Origin of the sequence: Phytobacter sp. V91, assembly GCF_965644225.1 — a bacterium.
Classification (GTDB): Bacteria; Pseudomonadota; Gammaproteobacteria; order Enterobacterales; family Enterobacteriaceae; genus CBFFRJ01.
The window spans coordinates 1-16,139 of sequence record NZ_CBFFRJ010000116.1 but is presented as its reverse complement, the minus strand read 5'-3'; the positions used below and the strand labels follow the sequence as shown (position 1 = coordinate 16,139).

At 53.2% G+C, this 16,139-nt stretch carries 19 protein-coding genes; 10 read left to right on the top strand and 9 right to left on the bottom strand.

Annotated features, from left to right (window positions below):
• Positions 1-153 precede the first annotated feature (153 nt).
• Positions 154-1,131 (bottom strand): elongation factor P--(R)-beta-lysine ligase, encoded by a 978-nt coding sequence (gene epmA, locus ACSZO4_RS19785; RefSeq protein ID WP_437890769.1) that lies wholly within the window; start codon positions 1,129-1,131, stop codon positions 154-156.
• 293 nt (positions 1,132-1,424) lie between these two features.
• Here epmA and frdA point away from each other — a divergent pair, with 293 nt between their 5' ends.
• The 5 genes from frdA (at position 1,425) to ACSZO4_RS19760 (ending at position 5,333) form a co-directional block, all read left to right on the top strand.
• Positions 1,425-3,215: a fumarate reductase (quinol) flavoprotein subunit gene (gene frdA / locus ACSZO4_RS19780; protein ID WP_437890767.1), complete on the top strand. Its 1,791-nt coding sequence runs from the start codon at positions 1,425-1,427 to the stop codon at positions 3,213-3,215.
• Positions 3,208-3,942 carry a succinate dehydrogenase/fumarate reductase iron-sulfur subunit gene (locus ACSZO4_RS19775; protein WP_437890765.1) on the top strand — a complete coding sequence of 245 codons (735 nt, stop codon included), beginning with the start codon at positions 3,208-3,210 and terminating at the stop codon, positions 3,940-3,942. The genes frdA and ACSZO4_RS19775 overlap by 8 nt, the downstream gene beginning before the upstream one ends.
• A gap of 10 nt (positions 3,943-3,952) precedes the next feature.
• The gene (gene frdC / locus ACSZO4_RS19770) at positions 3,953-4,348 is read left to right on the top strand and encodes a fumarate reductase subunit FrdC (protein WP_437890763.1); all 396 of its coding nucleotides are present in this window, start codon (positions 3,953-3,955) and stop codon (positions 4,346-4,348) included.
• 10 nt (positions 4,349-4,358) lie between these two features.
• Positions 4,359-4,718 carry a fumarate reductase subunit FrdD gene (gene frdD, locus ACSZO4_RS19765; RefSeq protein ID WP_437890761.1) on the top strand — a complete coding sequence of 120 codons (360 nt, stop codon included), beginning with the start codon at positions 4,359-4,361 and terminating at the stop codon, positions 4,716-4,718.
• An 84-nt stretch (positions 4,719-4,802) separates the two neighbouring features.
• A complete protein-coding gene (locus ACSZO4_RS19760; RefSeq protein WP_437890759.1) occupies positions 4,803-5,333 on the top strand; it encodes a lipocalin family protein in 531 nt (176 codons plus the stop codon).
• Here the strand turns inward: ACSZO4_RS19760 and sugE are convergent.
• Complete coding sequence (gene sugE / locus ACSZO4_RS19755) at positions 5,330-5,647, bottom strand: quaternary ammonium compound efflux SMR transporter SugE (protein WP_437890757.1); 318 nt, start codon at positions 5,645-5,647, stop codon at positions 5,330-5,332. The genes ACSZO4_RS19760 and sugE overlap by 4 nt on opposite strands.
• A gap of 264 nt (positions 5,648-5,911) precedes the next feature.
• Here sugE and ACSZO4_RS19750 point away from each other — a divergent pair, with 264 nt between their 5' ends.
• On the top strand, positions 5,912-6,544 hold the full coding sequence (locus ACSZO4_RS19750) for a LuxR C-terminal-related transcriptional regulator (RefSeq protein WP_437890755.1): 633 nt from the start codon (positions 5,912-5,914) through the stop codon (positions 6,542-6,544).
• A gap of 28 nt (positions 6,545-6,572) precedes the next feature.
• Here the strand turns inward: ACSZO4_RS19750 and ecnB are convergent, their stop codons facing one another.
• The 3 genes from ecnB to efp all read right to left on the bottom strand — a co-directional run bounded on the left by ecnB (position 6,573) and on the right by efp (position 7,631).
• Positions 6,573-6,719 carry a lipoprotein toxin entericidin B gene (ecnB, locus tag ACSZO4_RS19745; RefSeq protein WP_437890753.1) on the bottom strand — a complete coding sequence of 49 codons (147 nt, stop codon included), beginning with the start codon at positions 6,717-6,719 and terminating at the stop codon, positions 6,573-6,575.
• A 108-nt stretch (positions 6,720-6,827) separates the two neighbouring features.
• Positions 6,828-6,962, bottom strand: coding sequence for a lipoprotein antitoxin entericidin A (gene ecnA / locus ACSZO4_RS19740; protein WP_437890751.1), 135 nt, complete (start codon positions 6,960-6,962; stop codon positions 6,828-6,830).
• Positions 6,963-7,064: 102 nt separating this feature from the next.
• Positions 7,065-7,631 carry an elongation factor P gene (efp, locus tag ACSZO4_RS19735; protein ID WP_437890749.1) on the bottom strand — a complete coding sequence of 189 codons (567 nt, stop codon included), beginning with the start codon at positions 7,629-7,631 and terminating at the stop codon, positions 7,065-7,067.
• A gap of 41 nt (positions 7,632-7,672) precedes the next feature.
• Between efp and epmB the strand changes: the two genes are divergently transcribed.
• The gene (gene epmB, locus ACSZO4_RS19730) at positions 7,673-8,701 is read left to right on the top strand and encodes an EF-P beta-lysylation protein EpmB (protein WP_437890748.1); all 1,029 of its coding nucleotides are present in this window, start codon (positions 7,673-7,675) and stop codon (positions 8,699-8,701) included.
• A gap of 108 nt (positions 8,702-8,809) precedes the next feature.
• Positions 8,810-9,691 (top strand): YjeJ family protein, encoded by an 882-nt coding sequence (gene yjeJ / locus ACSZO4_RS19725; protein ID WP_437890746.1) that lies wholly within the window; start codon positions 8,810-8,812, stop codon positions 9,689-9,691.
• Positions 9,692-9,751: 60 nt separating this feature from the next.
• Here yjeJ and ACSZO4_RS19720 read toward each other — a convergent pair whose 3' ends face one another.
• The 3 genes from ACSZO4_RS19720 to ACSZO4_RS19710 all read right to left on the bottom strand — a co-directional run bounded on the left by ACSZO4_RS19720 (position 9,752) and on the right by ACSZO4_RS19710 (position 12,226).
• Entirely contained in the window at positions 9,752-10,105 is a 354-nt protein-coding gene (locus tag ACSZO4_RS19720; protein WP_437890744.1) for a DUF4156 domain-containing protein, read from the bottom strand.
• Between the two features lie 136 nt (positions 10,106-10,241).
• The gene (gene groL / locus ACSZO4_RS19715) at positions 10,242-11,888 is read right to left on the bottom strand and encodes a chaperonin GroEL (RefSeq protein ID WP_437890742.1); all 1,647 of its coding nucleotides are present in this window, start codon (positions 11,886-11,888) and stop codon (positions 10,242-10,244) included.
• A gap of 44 nt (positions 11,889-11,932) precedes the next feature.
• A complete protein-coding gene (locus ACSZO4_RS19710; protein ID WP_013367964.1) occupies positions 11,933-12,226 on the bottom strand; it encodes a co-chaperone GroES in 294 nt (97 codons plus the stop codon).
• Positions 12,227-12,493: 267 nt separating this feature from the next.
• Between ACSZO4_RS19710 and yjeH the strand changes: the two genes are divergently transcribed.
• Positions 12,494-13,735, top strand: a complete 1,242-nt coding sequence (yjeH, locus tag ACSZO4_RS19705) for an L-methionine/branched-chain amino acid transporter (protein WP_437890740.1) — start codon at positions 12,494-12,496, stop codon at positions 13,733-13,735.
• Positions 13,736-13,784: 49 nt separating this feature from the next.
• Here the strand turns inward: yjeH and ACSZO4_RS19700 are convergent, their stop codons facing one another.
• Positions 13,785-14,249: an FxsA family protein gene (locus ACSZO4_RS19700; RefSeq protein ID WP_437890738.1), complete on the bottom strand. Its 465-nt coding sequence runs from the start codon at positions 14,247-14,249 to the stop codon at positions 13,785-13,787.
• Positions 14,250-14,585: 336 nt separating this feature from the next.
• Between ACSZO4_RS19700 and aspA the strand changes: the two genes are divergently transcribed.
• A complete protein-coding gene (aspA, locus tag ACSZO4_RS19695; RefSeq protein WP_437890737.1) occupies positions 14,586-16,022 on the top strand; it encodes an aspartate ammonia-lyase in 1,437 nt (478 codons plus the stop codon).
• Positions 16,023-16,139 lie beyond the last annotated feature (117 nt).

Below are 16,139 nucleotides of genomic sequence, written 5' to 3'. Positions count from 1 at the left end.
CGCCATGGTGCGTGACAATACAAAATGGGCGGCAGGTTAGCTGCCACCCATTGACTTTAAACACAGCTGCTCTCCCCTTTGGGGAGAGGGTTAGGGTGAGGGGAGAGGGGAGAGGGAGCAAACACTAAAAACGGCAGGCCGTTTTGCTTTTACCTAGGCGCGGTCGACGGTAAAGGCCATCACCTCTGCGAGGCTTTCCGCACCGAGCGCCAGCATCACCAGACGATCCACACCCAGCGCCACGCCGGAGCTATCCGGTAATCCGGCTTTCAGAGCATCCAGCAGGTTGGTGTCCACCGGCTGCTGCGGTAAACCACGGGCCGCACGCTTGCGGTTGTCCTGGTCAAAACGCTGCTGTTGTTCACGCGCATCGGTCAGCTCATGGAAACCATTCGCCAGTTCAATACCTTTGAAGTAAACCTCGAAGCGCTCAGCGACACGATGATCTTCGGTACTGATCTGCGCCAGTGAGGCCTGACTTGCCGGGAAATGGTAGACAAACGCCGGGCGATCTTTGCCGATATGCGGCTCCACACCCATAGCGAACAACAGTTGCAGCAGCGTATCCCGGTCTTCTTCCGTATCAGCAATATTGCTCAGATCGAGCTTTGCCGCCGCCTCACGCAGTAATGCTTTATCGGCCGACAACGGGTCGATTTCGAGATGCCGCTGGAAAGCCTGCTGATAGGAGAGTGATTCCGCTGCCGGACACTCCAGCACCTGTTGCAGCAGATCGTCGACCTCATTCATCAGACGATACATGTCGTAATGAGGGCGATACCACTCAAGCATGGTGAACTCAGGATTGTGATGACGGCCCATCTCTTCGTTGCGAAAACTACGGCACAACTGGAACACCGGACCACATCCCGCAGCCAGCAGGCGCTTCATATGGTATTCCGGGCTGGTCATCAGATACAGGTTCATTCCCTGAGAATGACCAGGTCCCACAAAGCGAGTTTCAAACGGGAACAGGTGAATATCCGTTACCGTGGCCTGGCTCATACAAGGCGTTTCCACTTCCAGAACACCGCGATCGGCAAAGAAACGACGAATTTCCGTCATGATAGCCGAACGTTTCAATAAGTTAGGAATGGATGCGCTCGGCTGCCAGCTTGCCGTCTCGCTCATGGTACTTTCTCCGAATTCTGATAAGGGCACGAAGTCTACCCGCATCGGCAGGGAGAGACAAATTTTGCGCAATAGATCTGGCGTGACGGTGGAGAGTTCCGGCTGAAAGTGCGTCAGGAGTGACATTAATCAACCTGAGTGATTAATCGCATCTCAGAACAGCAAAAAAATCGAACACATCAAATTTCCCCCAGAACGCTAAGGTTATACTGCTCTGCGAAAAAAAGGAGCAGTGAACACTTTCGCACCCGGCATATGTCGCGGTGTGAAATAACAAAATCTGGAGGAATGTCGTGCATACCTTTCAAGCCGATCTTGCCGTTATAGGCGCGGGTGGAGCGGGATTACGTGCTGCCATCGCCGCAGCCCAGGCGAATCCCAACGCCAAAATAGCCCTCATTTCAAAAGTTTACCCGATGCGTAGCCATACCGTGGCGGCAGAGGGTGGTTCAGCCGCAGTGGCGCAGGATCATGATAGCTTTGAGTACCACTTTCACGACACCGTTGCCGGTGGAGACTGGCTGTGCGAACAGGATGTTGTCGACTATTTTGTCCGTCAATGCCCGACGGAGATGACACAACTTGAACAGTGGGGATGCCCATGGAGTCGTCGCCCGGATGGCTCGGTTAACGTTCGCCGTTTTGGCGGCATGAAAATCGAGCGAACCTGGTTTGCCGCCGATAAAACCGGCTTCCATATTCTGCACACCCTCTTCCAGACCTCACTGCAGTTCCCACAAATTCAGCGTTTCGACGAACATTTCGTCCTCGATATCCTGGTTGATGATGGTCAGGCTCGCGGCCTGGTCGCCATGAATATGATGGAAGGCACACTGGTGCAGATCCGCGCCAACGCGGTCATTATGGCAACAGGCGGTGCGGGTCGCGTTTACCGCTTCAATACCAACGGCGGCATTGTGACCGGCGATGGCATGGGCATGGCGCTGGACCACGGCGTGCCGCTGCGGGATATGGAATTTGTCCAGTATCACCCTACCGGTCTTCCCGGCTCCGGCATCCTGATGACCGAAGGCTGCCGTGGCGAAGGGGGAATTCTGGTCAATAAAAACGGCTACCGATATTTACAGGATTACGGCATGGGCCCGGAAACGCCGCTGGGTGAGCCGAAAAACAAATATATGGAACTGGGTCCGCGCGACAAAGTGTCCCAGGCTTTCTGGCATGAATGGCGTAAAGGCAACACCATCCCTTCCCCACGCGGAGATGTGGTTCATCTCGATCTGCGCCATCTGGGCGAGAAAAAACTGCGGGAGCGTCTGCCGTTTATTTGCGAACTGGCAAAAGCCTATGTCGGCGTCGATCCGGTGAAAGAACCGATTCCGGTGCGGCCTACCGCGCACTACACCATGGGCGGTATCGAGACCAACCAGCAGTGCGAAACGCACATTCAGGGGCTGTTTGCAGTAGGAGAATGCTCCTCCGTCGGGCTGCACGGCGCAAACCGTCTCGGCTCCAATTCGCTGGCGGAACTGGTGGTCTTTGGTCGCCTGGCCGGAGAACACGCGATGGCACGAGCCAGTGCGGCAACCACCGCGAGTGACAGCGCCCTGAACGCTCAGGCAGCGGACATTGAGCAGCGCCTGCATAAGCTCGTCAATCAGGAAGGTAATGAAAACTGGGCGAAAATCCGTGACGAGATGGGTGAGTCGATGGAAGAAGGCTGTGGCATTTACCGTACGCCGGAGCTGATGCAAAAAACCGTCGACAAGCTGGCGGAACTGCAGGAGCGCTTTAAACGCGTCCGCATTACCGATACCTCAAGTATTTTCAATACCGACATCCTGTACACCATTGAGCTGGGGCATGGTCTGAACGTCGCCGAATGTATGGCCCACTCAGCCCTTGCGCGTAAAGAGTCGCGTGGCGCACACCAGCGTCTGGATGAAGGCTGTACCGAACGTGATGACGTCAATTTCCTCAAACATACGCTGGCGTACCGCGACGCAGACGGCAGTACGCGTCTGGACTACAGCGATGTGAAGATCACCACACTCCCCCCCGCAAAACGTGTCTATGGCGCAGAAGCGGAAGCCAGTGAGAAGAAGGAATCGACCCATGGCTGAGATGAAGAACTTAAAGGTTGAGGTCGTACGCTACAACCCGGAAGTGGACGTCGCTCCCCACAGCGTGTTTTACGACGTTCCTTATGATGAGCAAACGTCGTTGCTGGATGCCCTCGGCTACATTAAAGACAACCTGGCGCCCGATCTCAGCTATCGCTGGTCGTGCCGAATGGCCATCTGCGGCTCCTGCGGCATGATGGTCAACAAAGTGCCGAAGCTGGCCTGTAAGACGTTTTTGCGCGAATACAGCAAGGGGATGAAAGTCGAAGCGCTGGCGAATTTCCCCATCGAGCGCGATCTGGTGGTCGATATGACCCACTTTATCGAAAGCCTGGAGGCCATCAAGCCGTACATTATTGGCAACGCCCGCACGCCGGAACAGGGGCCAAACAAACAAACCCCGGCGCAGATGGCCAAGTACCATCAGTTCTCCGGCTGTATCAACTGCGGCCTGTGCTATGCAGCCTGTCCGCAGTTCGGTCTGAATCCGGAGTTTATCGGTCCGGCGGCCATCACTCTGGCGCATCGTTACAACCTTGATAGCCGTGATAAAGGCCAGTCTCAGCGCATGGCGCAGCTCAACAGCCCGAATGGGGTCTGGAGCTGCACCTTCGTCGGCTATTGCTCAGAAGTGTGCCCGAAACACGTCGATCCGGCAGCCGCAATCCAACAGGGTAAAGTGGAAAGCTCGAAAGACTTTCTTATCGCCACCCTGAAACCACGCTAAGGAGCGCATTATGACGACTAAACGCAAACCCTATGTCCGGCCCATGCCGTCGACCTGGTGGAAATCGCTGCCGTTTTATCGCTTCTATATGCTGCGTGAAGGTACAGCTATTCCCACCGTCTGGTTCAGTATTGTGCTGATTTACGGTCTCTTCGCGCTGAAACATGGCCCGGAAACCTGGGCCAGTTTTGTCGGCTTTCTGCAAAACCCGATAGTCGTAGTACTGAATCTGTTAACTCTGGCGGCAGCGTTGCTGCATACCAAAACCTGGTTTGAACTGGCCCCGAAGGCCGCGAATATCATCATCAAAAACGAGAAACTCAAGCCCGAACCAATCATTATGGGGCTTTGGGTGGTAACCGGGCTGGCAACGCTGGTCATCCTGTTCGTTGCACTGTTCTGGTAAGGAGACTGATATGATTAATCCAGACCCAAAACGTTCTGATGAACCCGTTTTCTGGGGACTGTTTGGCGCAGGTGGTATGTGGGGAGCCATTATCGCTCCGGTGGTGGTACTGCTGGTTGGCGTGCTGTTGCCGCTGGGGCTTTACCCCGGTGAAGCACTGGGCTACGAGCGGGTACTGGCGTTCGCGCAGAGCTTTATTGGCCGCGCGTTTATCTTCCTGATGATAGTCCTGCCATTGTGGTGTGGGCTGCACCGCCTGCACCACGCCATGCACGATATAAAAGTCCATGTGCCTAACGGCAAGTGGGTCTTTTACGGCCTGGCCGCCATTCTGAGCGTGGTTACGCTGGTTGGCGTGATTTTTCTTTGATATTTCTCGCTCTCCTGCGCTACCAGGAGAGCATTTTCCCCGCCTGGTTCTACACTTAGCTAAAAAACCAGGAAGGAAAATACTATGCGTTTGCTGCTCATCATCGCGACTGTTGCCGCTGCGTTTTTGCTTAGTGCCTGTAGCTCCCCAACCCCTCCCTCTGGCGTCACCGTTGTAGAAGATTTTAACGCCCAACGCTATCTGGGCCGCTGGTATGAAATCGCCCGTTTTGACCACCGCTTCGAACGCGGGCTGGAAAACGTCACCGCCACCTACAGCGCCATGGACGATGGCGGTATTCAGGTTATCAATAGGGGCTACAACCCGGAGCGTGGAATGTGGCAACAGTCGACGGGTAAAGCGTACTTCACCGGTGACAGCAACCGCGCCGCGCTGAAGGTGTCGTTCTTCGGCCCGTTCTACGGCGGCTATAACATCCTTGCCCTCGACAAAGATTATCAATATGCGCTGGTATGCGGGCCGGATCGCGACTACCTGTGGTTACTTTCACGCACCCCGACGATGCCTGAGGCGGTGAAAAAACAGATGCTCGATATCGCAGCCCGCCAGGGATTTGCGGTCGAAAAACTACTCTGGATAAACCAGACCCGTTAGTGAGTGCTGAGCTTCAGCCCAATGATGCCCGCGATAATCAGCCCCAGGCTGAGTAAACGGGCAGGGCTTGCGGATTCCCCCAGCAGTACCATTCCGGCAATAGCCGCGCCTACCGCACCAATGCCGGTCCAGATGGCGTAAGCCGTCCCTACCGGCAGGCTTTTCATCGCCCATGAGAGCAGCACCACACTCGCTACCATCGCAGTGAGCGTAATCAGGCTCGGTACTAAGCGGGAAAAACCGTGCGTATATTTCAGGCCTATCGCCCAAACGACTTCCAGCAGACCTGCAATAAGGAGAATTAACCAGGACATTGTTGGCTCCAGTGTGGGGCCGTCCCCGTTGAAGATTGCGCAATCGGGTCGTCCCGAAACGCAAGTGATAAGAGCTGAATGTTGGCTCAGAAGCAGACAGAATGCAATTTTTTCTCAGCTACATCAATTTAAGTGACTTAAAGCAAGAAATAGCTACAGATAGCAGCGCAGTTCAGGCATTTACTCACCATATCTACCCCCTATGATGAAGTGCTATCCGGGTAAGGGAAGCCATGCACTATTATTCACACTGCGAAGAAAAAAATGTTCAAAATTCTCTTGATTGACCGTTGTTATTTCACCCGGGTGGGGCTGGAAGCCTGGCTCAATCAAACCGATCTTTTCCCTGCCTCATTCCTTGTAACGTCGCTGAACAATCTGATGCTGGCAAAAGAGCATATTGCGCAATGGCAGCCCGATATGATCATTGCGGATCTGTATGGCTTTAAAAACGATCTTCACCATATCCAACAGCTTTCTTCGTTGTTCTCTGCGTGCAGTGAGCATAACCGATTGATCCTTCTGGATTCAGGTAAAGATATGCAGTTGTCGCAGTACTGCACACAATTTGATGTTCATGCCACACTGTTAAAAACCACATCGCTTGAAACCTTAGCCCATGCGATTGACGCCGCCGTACTGTCCCGGCCCACCAGGATCGTCCCGCAAATTGCCACACCGCTGCTGACGCGCCAGGAAGAGAAAGTATTATCGCTGTGGATGGAAGGCAGAAGTAACCAGTCGATTGCCAGTAAGCTGAGCATTAATGGCAAGACGGTCTACACCTATAAGCGCAACATCAGAATGAAGCTGGGGATGGGTAACCGCTTTACCCCTTTTCTGTCTCTGCCCGAGGTGTCTGAAATAACGGAGCCGTTCCCGAAAAGTTTGAATTAGCGGTACGGCGCAGGCCGTACCGACTGGATTACTGCTGGGCTTTCGTCGCCGCGCCTGAAATGGCATTACCGCCTTCGGAGATATCCTGACCCACACCACGTGTGGTGTTGCAGGCAGTCAACACTGAAGTCAGCACCAGAACAGAAAATATCGCTGCAATTGTCTTCTTAACCATAATATCTTCCTTTTATAGCCAATATTGTTTTTGCATAGCGACTTAAGCATAGACAAAATTGCGCGCCATTGAGAGAAGAGCGGTTATTTTTAGGATGATGTGAAAGCGTTAGCTGGCAGCGTGAGAGATCGAATTGCCGAGGTGTTTAATGTCTTCACCGAAGCCGCGCGCGGTATTACAGCCGGTCAGCAGGGTGCTGGTAAGAAGGATAAGTGCTACAAGACCGAGAAGACGTTTCATCATTCCTGCCCTGGATATGAATGGCGCAACATGTATGCCGCGCCATCGCTCTTTAGATACACAGCATCCGTCAGGCAGCTGAGGCCGCCTGAAGGACAGAGTGAATTACTTCACGCGAGAAACGTATTCGCCTGAACGCGTATCTACTTTGATCACTTCGCCAATCTGGACGAACAGCGGCACTTTAACCACTGCGCCAGTCGTCAGCGTTGCAGGTTTACCACCGGTACCTGCGGTATCGCCTTTCAGGCCTGGATCGGTTTCAACGATTTCCAGTTCAACGAAGTTCGGCGGCAGGACAGCGATCGGGCGACCGTTCCACAGCGTGACGATACATTCAGCCTGATCCAGCAGCCATTTGGCGTTATCGCCAACCGCTTTCTCATCAGCAGCCAGCTGCTCGAAGGTTTCGTTGTTCATGAAGTGGTAGAACTCACCGTCGTTGTACAGGTAAGTCAGGTTCATATCGACAACGTCAGCGCCTTCAGCGGAGTCGGTGGATTTGAAGGTTTTCTCAACGCGAGTACCGGTCAGCAGGCGGCGCAGCTTAACACGCGCAAATGCCTGGCCTTTACCTGGTTTAACAAATTCACTGGCTTCAACCGCGTACGGTTCGCCGTCCATCATGATTTTAAGACCGGCACGAAAATCGTTGCTATAGTAAGTCGCCATAAAGGCCCTCTAAAATTGTTAACTGGTAGCTAAGCCACAAAATGGCGCATATTGTAACCCTAAATACCCCATACAGAGAAGATTGGTTAGTACAACTTGCCGATGTTATAACCGATCCTGATGAACTACTGCGTGTTTTAAATCTGGACACTGATGAAAATATGCTCGCCGGGCGCGAAGCAAAGCGTCTTTTTGCGCTGCGCGTACCCCGGGCATTTGTCGCGCGGATGCGAAAAGGCGATCCCGATGATCCGTTATTGCGCCAGGTTTTAACCTCCCGTGAAGAATTTCTTGCCGCACCCGGTTTTAGTACCGATCCGCTGGAAGAACAGCACAATGCGGTGCCCGGATTGCTGCATAAATACCGCAACCGCGCTCTGCTGCTGGTAAAAGGCGGGTGTGCCGTTAACTGCCGCTACTGCTTCCGCCGCCATTTCCCATATGCGGACAATCAGGGGAATAAGCGTAACTGGCAGGTGGCGCTGGACTACATTACGAGCCACCCGGAGCTTGATGAGATCATTTTCTCCGGCGGCGATCCGCTGATGGCGAAAGACCACGAGCTGGACTGGTTGTTGACGCAGCTTGAAGCCATCCCCCATATCAAACGCCTGCGTATTCACAGTCGCCTGCCGATTGTGATCCCCGCACGCATCACGGACGCACTGGCCGCACGGTTTGCCCGTTCGTCGCTGCAGGTCCTGCTGGTTAACCATATCAACCACGCCAACGAGATTGATGATGCATTCCGTGCCTCGATGGTGAAGCTCCGCCAGGCGGGTGTGACGCTACTTAACCAGAGCGTGCTGCTGCGTGGGGTAAATGATCATGCGCAGACACTGGCCGATCTCAGCAATGCCTTGTTCGATTCCGGAGTCATGCCGTATTACCTGCATGTGCTGGATAAAGTCCAGGGCGCGGCCCACTTTATGGTCAGCGACGATGAGGCCCGCAGCATTGTGCGTGAACTACTGACGCTGGTGTCGGGTTATATGGTGCCTAAGCTGGCGCGTGAGATTGGTGGCGAACCGAGTAAAACGCCGCTGGATTTACAGCTCCGCCAGTCTTAATAAAATCTGTATTTTCTCCGGGATGGATTCTATTTCCATCCGGAGATCATTCTGTTTATTTTTTTGTTATGATAACGCCTTGCGTTATTACAAAAATATAAATTATGAATGGTTAAGGAGAACCAGATGGTATCCAGCATTATGGGCGTAAACACCGGAGTTATTCGTCAAAATAATAATTTTGCGGTATTAGCCTTAAAAATAAAGCATCCAAGAAATAAACATACTCTGCTCTTTTTTCCTCTTGTTACCTTAAAAGATCTCTTGCTGGGGCTGGAGCACCGCCTCGCACGGCAAACCGCATCAGCAGGGAAATCAAAAGAAGAACAGCGAAAAGCTATTGATTCTGCATCTAAAAAAATGCACAGCCACCTCCCTGAGCTGACAGAGGATGAACTGAAAGCCGCAGATATTGGTCAGTGTGTGGATAAGGTCGAACTCTCGCAATATAGCGAAAACGATCTTATTTTTACCTTTTCTCTGCGCCGTGGAGAAATGCTAAAGCTGCGTATTAACGAATACCAGATTGAATTACTGGTGAGTGCAATTATTCACGCCATCAATAATGCGGATTTGCGTGATATTGCATTCAGCCTTTCATCTATACTGGATTTTCTGCCGTTATATGACGCCGAGTTTTTACCTGACGGGAATATTGCTTATGACACTTATCTTCAGGATGAATGGAAACAGGCGCTGTTTGCCCGCCATCAGGCACTGGTTTATCACTATACCGATGATAATGGGCAGACGCAGTTTGGCGGCACGGTGATCAAAACCCGCAGCGCGTCAGGCAGTGATGAGATGGCCTCAATTTCCCGCCGCGTGCTGGATTACAGCCACCGTTTGCACAAGCTAAAGGGCAAACCCTGCCAGGTCAGCGTGAAAGACATCAGCGCAAATCCGCAGCATAAACTCACCCTTAAGCAATGCATGCATAGCCTTCAGCTTTTACAGCGGCAGGTGAAAGAACAGCAAACCGCAAAGTAGCAGCAAAGTACCGCACGCCCCCGATCGGCATCAGGGGCGATAATATCCCAGCGTATTACATCAATTTGGGCACTTATAAACCTGGCCATTCATTTCGCTGGCTGTGGGGACAAAGCTGGACAGGAAGCCCTGAGTCGGGCTGGTGACGCCGAAAATCACGTTGCCGCCCATCTGCGCTGCCTGGTTGCGCAGATCGTTTGCCGCACCGCGCATTGAGCCGCCTTCTTCGCCATGCTGACCGGAAAGCCAGTTGCTTTGCTTACCGGAAGTGGTGCCCAAATACTGGCAGTCTGCGCCGGGTTTATCTTCGACGAAGCGTACGTTCTGCCCGCTTGCAGAGAGCTCATTACCAGCACTGCAACCTGCCAGTAATAAGGCCGCTCCAACAATCCCTGCTAAATATTTCACGTGCATGTTATTCCCCATTTTCAATGAGCTGGACATAGTCGTCCGTGTATAAACCTTATACTAAAAAGATGACCAAAAGAAAAACCCCCGGCCATTTCTGACCGGGGGTTTCTTTATTTCTGCGAGGTGCAGAACAACATGATTACATCATGCCGCCCATACCCCCCATGCCGCCCATACCACCAGCAGCACCTAAGTCAGGTGCATCGCCTTTCGGCAGATCGGTAACCATGCACTCGGTGGTGATCATCAGACCGGCAACAGAGGCCGCGTACTGCAGAGCAGAACGGGTTACTTTGGTTGGGTCCAGGATGCCCATCTCGATCATGTTGCCGTATTCTTCGGTCGCCGCGTTGTAACCGTAGTTACCGTCGCCCGCTTTCACGGTGTTTGCCACAACTGACGGCTCTTCACCGCAGTTCAGCACGATCTGACGCAGCGGGGATTCCATTGCGCGCAGCGCAACTTTGATACCCACGTTCTGATCTTCGTTCTGGCCACGCAGTTCGCCCAGTTTGCTTGCAACGCGGATCAGCGCAACGCCACCGCCTGCAACCACACCTTCTTCAACCGCAGCACGGGTAGCGTGCAGGGCATCTTCAACGCGGGCTTTTTTCTCTTTCATTTCAACTTCGGTAGCAGCACCGACTTTGATAACCGCAACGCCGCCAGCCAGTTTAGCTACGCGCTCTTGCAGTTTTTCACGGTCGTAATCAGAAGTTGCTTCTTCGATCTGCTGGCGGATCTGAGTCACACGACCCTGAATTGCCGTTTCGTCACCCACGCCATCAATGATGGTGGTGGTGTCTTTGTTGATCACAACACGTTTAGCCTGGCCCAGGTCTTCCAGGGTCGCTTTTTCCAGCTCCATACCGATCTCTTCAGAGATAACGGTACCGCCAGTCAGGGTTGCGATATCCTGCAGCATAGCTTTACGGCGGTCGCCGAAGCCAGGTGCTTTAACCGCAGCCACTTTCACGATGCCGCGCATGGTGTTAACCACCAGGGTCGCCAGCGCTTCGCCTTCAACGTCTTCAGCGATGATAACCAGCGGTTTGCCTGCTTTCGCAACGGCTTCCAGTACTGGCAGCATTTCGCGGATGTTGGAGATTTTTTTGTCAGCCAGCAGAATGAACGGGCTTTCCAGCTCAACAGCACCGGTTTCCGGTTTGTTGATGAAGTACGGGGAGAGGTAGCCACGGTCGAACTGCATACCTTCAACCACGTCCAGCTCGTCCTGCAGACCGGTACCGTCTTCAACGGTGATCACGCCTTCTTTACCGACTTTATCCATCGCTTCTGCGATCAGTTTACCTACGGTTTCGTCGGAGTTAGCGGAGATAGTACCAACCTGAGCAATAGCTTTAGAGTCGGAGCAAGGTACGGACAGCGCTTTCAGCTCTTCAACAGCGGCACTAACAGCTTTATCGATACCACGTTTCAGGTCCATCGGGTTCATGCCCGCAGCGACGGCTTTCAGGCCTTCGGTGATGATGGACTGCGCCAGTACGGTCGCGGTGGTGGTACCGTCGCCTGCTGCGTCGTTCGCTTTAGAGGCAACTTCTTTCACCATCTGTGCGCCCATGTTTTCGAACTTGTCTTCCAGCTCGATTTCACGCGCAACAGAAACACCATCTTTGGTGATGGTCGGTGCACCGAAAGATTTATCCAGAACCACGTTACGGCCTTTCGGGCCCAGGGTCACTTTCACTGCATCTGCCAGTACGTTTACGCCGCGCAGCATTTTCACACGAGCGTCGTTACCGAATTTTACGTCTTTAGCTGCCATTTTATCTTTCCCTATCGATTCGTATGTTCAGTGTCGTGCGCGAATTACGCTTCAACAATTGCCAGAATGTCGCTTTCGGACATGATCAACACTTCTTCATTGTCGATCTTTTCAGATTTCACGCCGTAGCCGTCGTTGAAAATTACGATGTCACCCACTTTAACGTCCAGCGGCTGCACTGTGCCGTTTTCCAGAATGCGGCCCTTACCGACAGCGATGATTTCGCCACGAGTTGATTTGCCAGCAGCGGAACCGGTCAGAACGATGCCGCCAGCGGATTTGGATTCAACTTCTTTGCGTTTGACGATCACACGATCATGTAACGGACGAATACTCATTGATAGCTCTCCTTTGAGAAAGTCTTTATCAGTTATGGATGGCGCCGGTCCGCAGTGGGTTCTCCGGCTGGTGACCAGAGAGATGGGGCCAGGTTTTTCTCCCTTCAAGGGGGAAGACAAAAAAAATTCGCATAAATGCGGCCCTGCGCCCAAAAGCCAGGCCGACAAGCTGGCGTCTCTGGCAGGCGGACTGGCAGCCATAAGTAAAATCTATTGTGATAGCATTGCTGCTTCCAAAATAAGATGACAAAGACAGGGATAACGCGCATGGCTGGACTGAAACAAGAGCTGGGGTTAGCACAAGGGATTGGCTTGCTTTCCACCTCGCTGCTGGGTACGGGCGTGTTTGCCGTTCCCGCACTGGCGTCACTGGCCGCCGGAGAGGACAGCCTGTGGGCCTGGCCGGTGCTGATCGCCCTCGTCTTTCCCGTGGCGATTGTCTTTGCCGTGCTGGGTCGCCACTTTCCCAGCGCAGGCGGCGTGGCGCATTTTGTCGGCATGGCCTTTGGCCCTCGCCTGGAGCGCGTCACAGGATGGCTGTTTTTATCGGTGATCCCGGTCGGCCTTCCCGCCGCCCTGCATATTGCCGCCGGATTCGGGCAAGGGATGTTTGGCTGGCAGGGCTGGCAACTGCTGATGGCAGAGCTGGCCACCCTGGGGTTTATCTGGTTAGTCGGTACCCGTAGCGCAGGCTCCAGCGCCAATCTCCAGATGCTGATCGCCGGGCTGATTGTGGCCCTGATTGCGGCTATCTGGTGGAAGGGCGGGCTGTCGCTCGCGACCGTTTCCTTCCCGGCGCCCGCCAGTATCTCGTTCTCTGGCATGACCGGCGCGCTGGCGGTGATGTTCTGGTGCTTTGTCGGGCTTGAAGCCTTCGCCCATCTGGCCTCAGAGTTTAAACATCCGGAGCGCGACTTCCCACGGGCGCTGATGATTGGCCTGATCCTCGCCGGTTCAGTCTACTGGGCCTGTACCGCGGCGGTGCTGCATTTCGACCTCTGGCGCGAGCAAGGCGCTGCGGCATCGCTGCCGATTATTGTTGTCGATTTATTTGGCAAAGAAGCCCAGTGGGTGGCCTGCATCATTGGTTATCTGGCCTGCTTCGCCAGCCTGAATATCTATATTCAAAGCTTTGCCCGCCTTGTCTGGTCGCAGGCCCAGTACAAACCGCAAAGCCCGCTGGCTCGCCTGTCATCCCGACAGATCCCGATGAATGCGCTCAATGCGGTGCTGGCCTGCTGCGTTATCTGTACCCTTGGCATCTACGCCTTCTCCATTAACCTCGACACCTTAATTATTTACGCCAACGGGATCTTTATCCTGATCTACCTGCTTTGCATGATCGCAGGCTGTCGCTTGCTGACCGGGCGTTATAAAGCGCTGGCGTGGCTGGGCAGTATTTTGTGTCTGTTGCTGCTGGCGATCCCAGGCTGGAAGAGCCTGTATGCGATAGCCATGCTGGCGGGATTGTGGATGCTGCTGCCAAAACGCAGCCTGGTGACCCAATAAAAAGCCCGGCAGTGTGCAACATGCCGGGCTATGAGTGTGAATAGCGCGCTTAGCGATCGTCTTTATTATCCAGGCGGTCGCGCTCTTCGTCTTTACGCTGGTATTCACCTTCAAAAGTATTGCCCGATCCGCTGCTGAATCCGCCGCCAGGCATACGGGAAAAACGCAAATGCGGCATCAGCTTCAGCGTCAGATGTTTTTGCACCGGCGGCAACAGCAGTAGCAGCCCCAGAAAATCCGTGAAGAACCCCGGCAGCACCAGCAGTAAGCCGGCAATGATCAGCGAGACGCTTTTGATCATCTCCGCCGCCGGACTCTCACCTGCCGCCATCTTTTGCTGCATCAGCAGGAAGTTTTTAAAGCCCTGATTACGCACCAGCGACATCCCGAGCACCGAGGTGAAAATCACCAGGATCAGCGTCAGCAGAACGCCAAACACATGGGCGACCTGAATAAAAATCGAAATCTCAATATAAACGTACAAAAAAATAGCAATTAGCGGTATCCAGCGCACTGGCATCTCCTGTTAATAAACGCACGCCTCAGGCATACGTCGAATATGGTTTGCGATTCGCATCCTGAAGAGATGGTGGTGGTCGAGGCAAAATTCAATTTTTCCGCCTGCTTTTTTTTCACACACCGCCTGCCTGGTGATTCATTTCACAGATTAATGATTCTGATAAAGCAGCTAAGATAATAAGTGATCCAGATTACGGCATTTTGGCCAAATCAGAATATGATCGCGAGTATCTGGCCGATAAAGGAGATAATCGTCGGTCAGTAATAACACATAACCACATATCTTCTGTGTGTTTAGTGTATTCATCGTAGCTTGAAAAAGAAGGTTCACATGTTAAACAACATTCGTATCGAAGAAGATTTGTTGGGTACAAGGGAAGTTCCAGCGGATGCCTATTACGGCGTGCATACTCTAAGAGCGATTGAAAACTTCTACATCAGTAATAGCAAAATCAGTGATATACCGGAGTTTGTCCGGGGAATGGTGATGGTAAAAAAAGCGGCTGCGTTGGCTAACAAAGAGCTGCAAACCATCCCGAAAAATATTGCGAATACCATAGTGGCAGCATGTGATGAAGTCCTTAACAACGGCAAATGTATGGACCAGTTCCCGGTCGACGTCTATCAGGGCGGCGCGGGTACCTCGGTAAATATGAACACCAACGAAGTGCTGGCGAACATTGGTCTTGAGCTCATGGGTCACCAGAAAGGTGAATACCAGTATCTCAACCCAAATGATCATGTGAACAAATGCCAGTCCACTAACGACGCCTACCCGACCGGCTTCCGTATTGCGGTGTACACCTCGGTACTGAAACTGATGGATGCAATCAATCAGCTAGGCGATGGCTTTGAGCACAAAGCGGATGAATTCCGCGATGTACTGAAAATGGGCCGCACTCAGCTGCAGGACGCCGTGCCCATGACCCTCGGTCAGGAATTCCACGCTTTTAACGTCCTGCTCAAAGAAGAGACCAAAAACCTGCTGCGCACCTCGGAGCTGCTGCTGGAAGTGAACCTGGGCGCAACGGCAATTGGTACGCGCCTGAATACGCCGGATGGCTACCAGCAACTGGCGGTACAGAAACTGGCGGAAGTCAGCAACCTGCCGGTCGTGCCTGCGGAAGATCTCATTGAGGCCACCTCCGACTGCGGCGCGTATGTCATGGTGCACTGCGCCCTGAAACGCCTCGCGGTGAAAATGTCCAAAATCTGTAACGACCTGCGCCTGCTCTCTTCAGGGCCGCGTGCGGGACTGAACGAAATTAACCTGCCGGAATTGCAGGCCGGCTCCTCCATTATGCCCGCCAAAGTGAACCCGGTGGTGCCGGAAGTGGTGAACCAGGTCTGCTTCAAAGTGATCGGTAACGACACGACGGTCACCATGGCGTCCGAAGCCGGTCAGTTGCAGCTGAACGTGATGGAACCGGTGATTGGCCAGGCGATGTTTGAATCCATCCATATTCTGACTAACGCCTGCTACAACCTGCTGGAAAAATGCGTTAACGGCATCACGGCGAATAAATCCGTCTGTGAGGGTTATGTCTATAACTCCATTGGCATAGTCACTTACCTCAACCCCTTTATTGGTCACCATAATGGCGACATCGTCGGCAAAATTTGCGCCGAAACGGGTAAAAGCGTGCGTGAAGTGGTACTGGAGCGCGGCCTGCTGACCGAAGCAGAGCTGGATGACATCTTCTCGCCGCAGAACCTGATGCACCCGGCTTATAAAGCCAAACGTTATACCGATGAAAGCGAACAGTAACGCTGATGGCTAGCCAGAAGGCACGTCAGCCCTGACGTGCCTTCAGATTGCTGACGAACCCCACGTTTTTCGTGGGGTTTTGTTTTTGTAGCGACCGCAGGTCGCGATCGCGATATT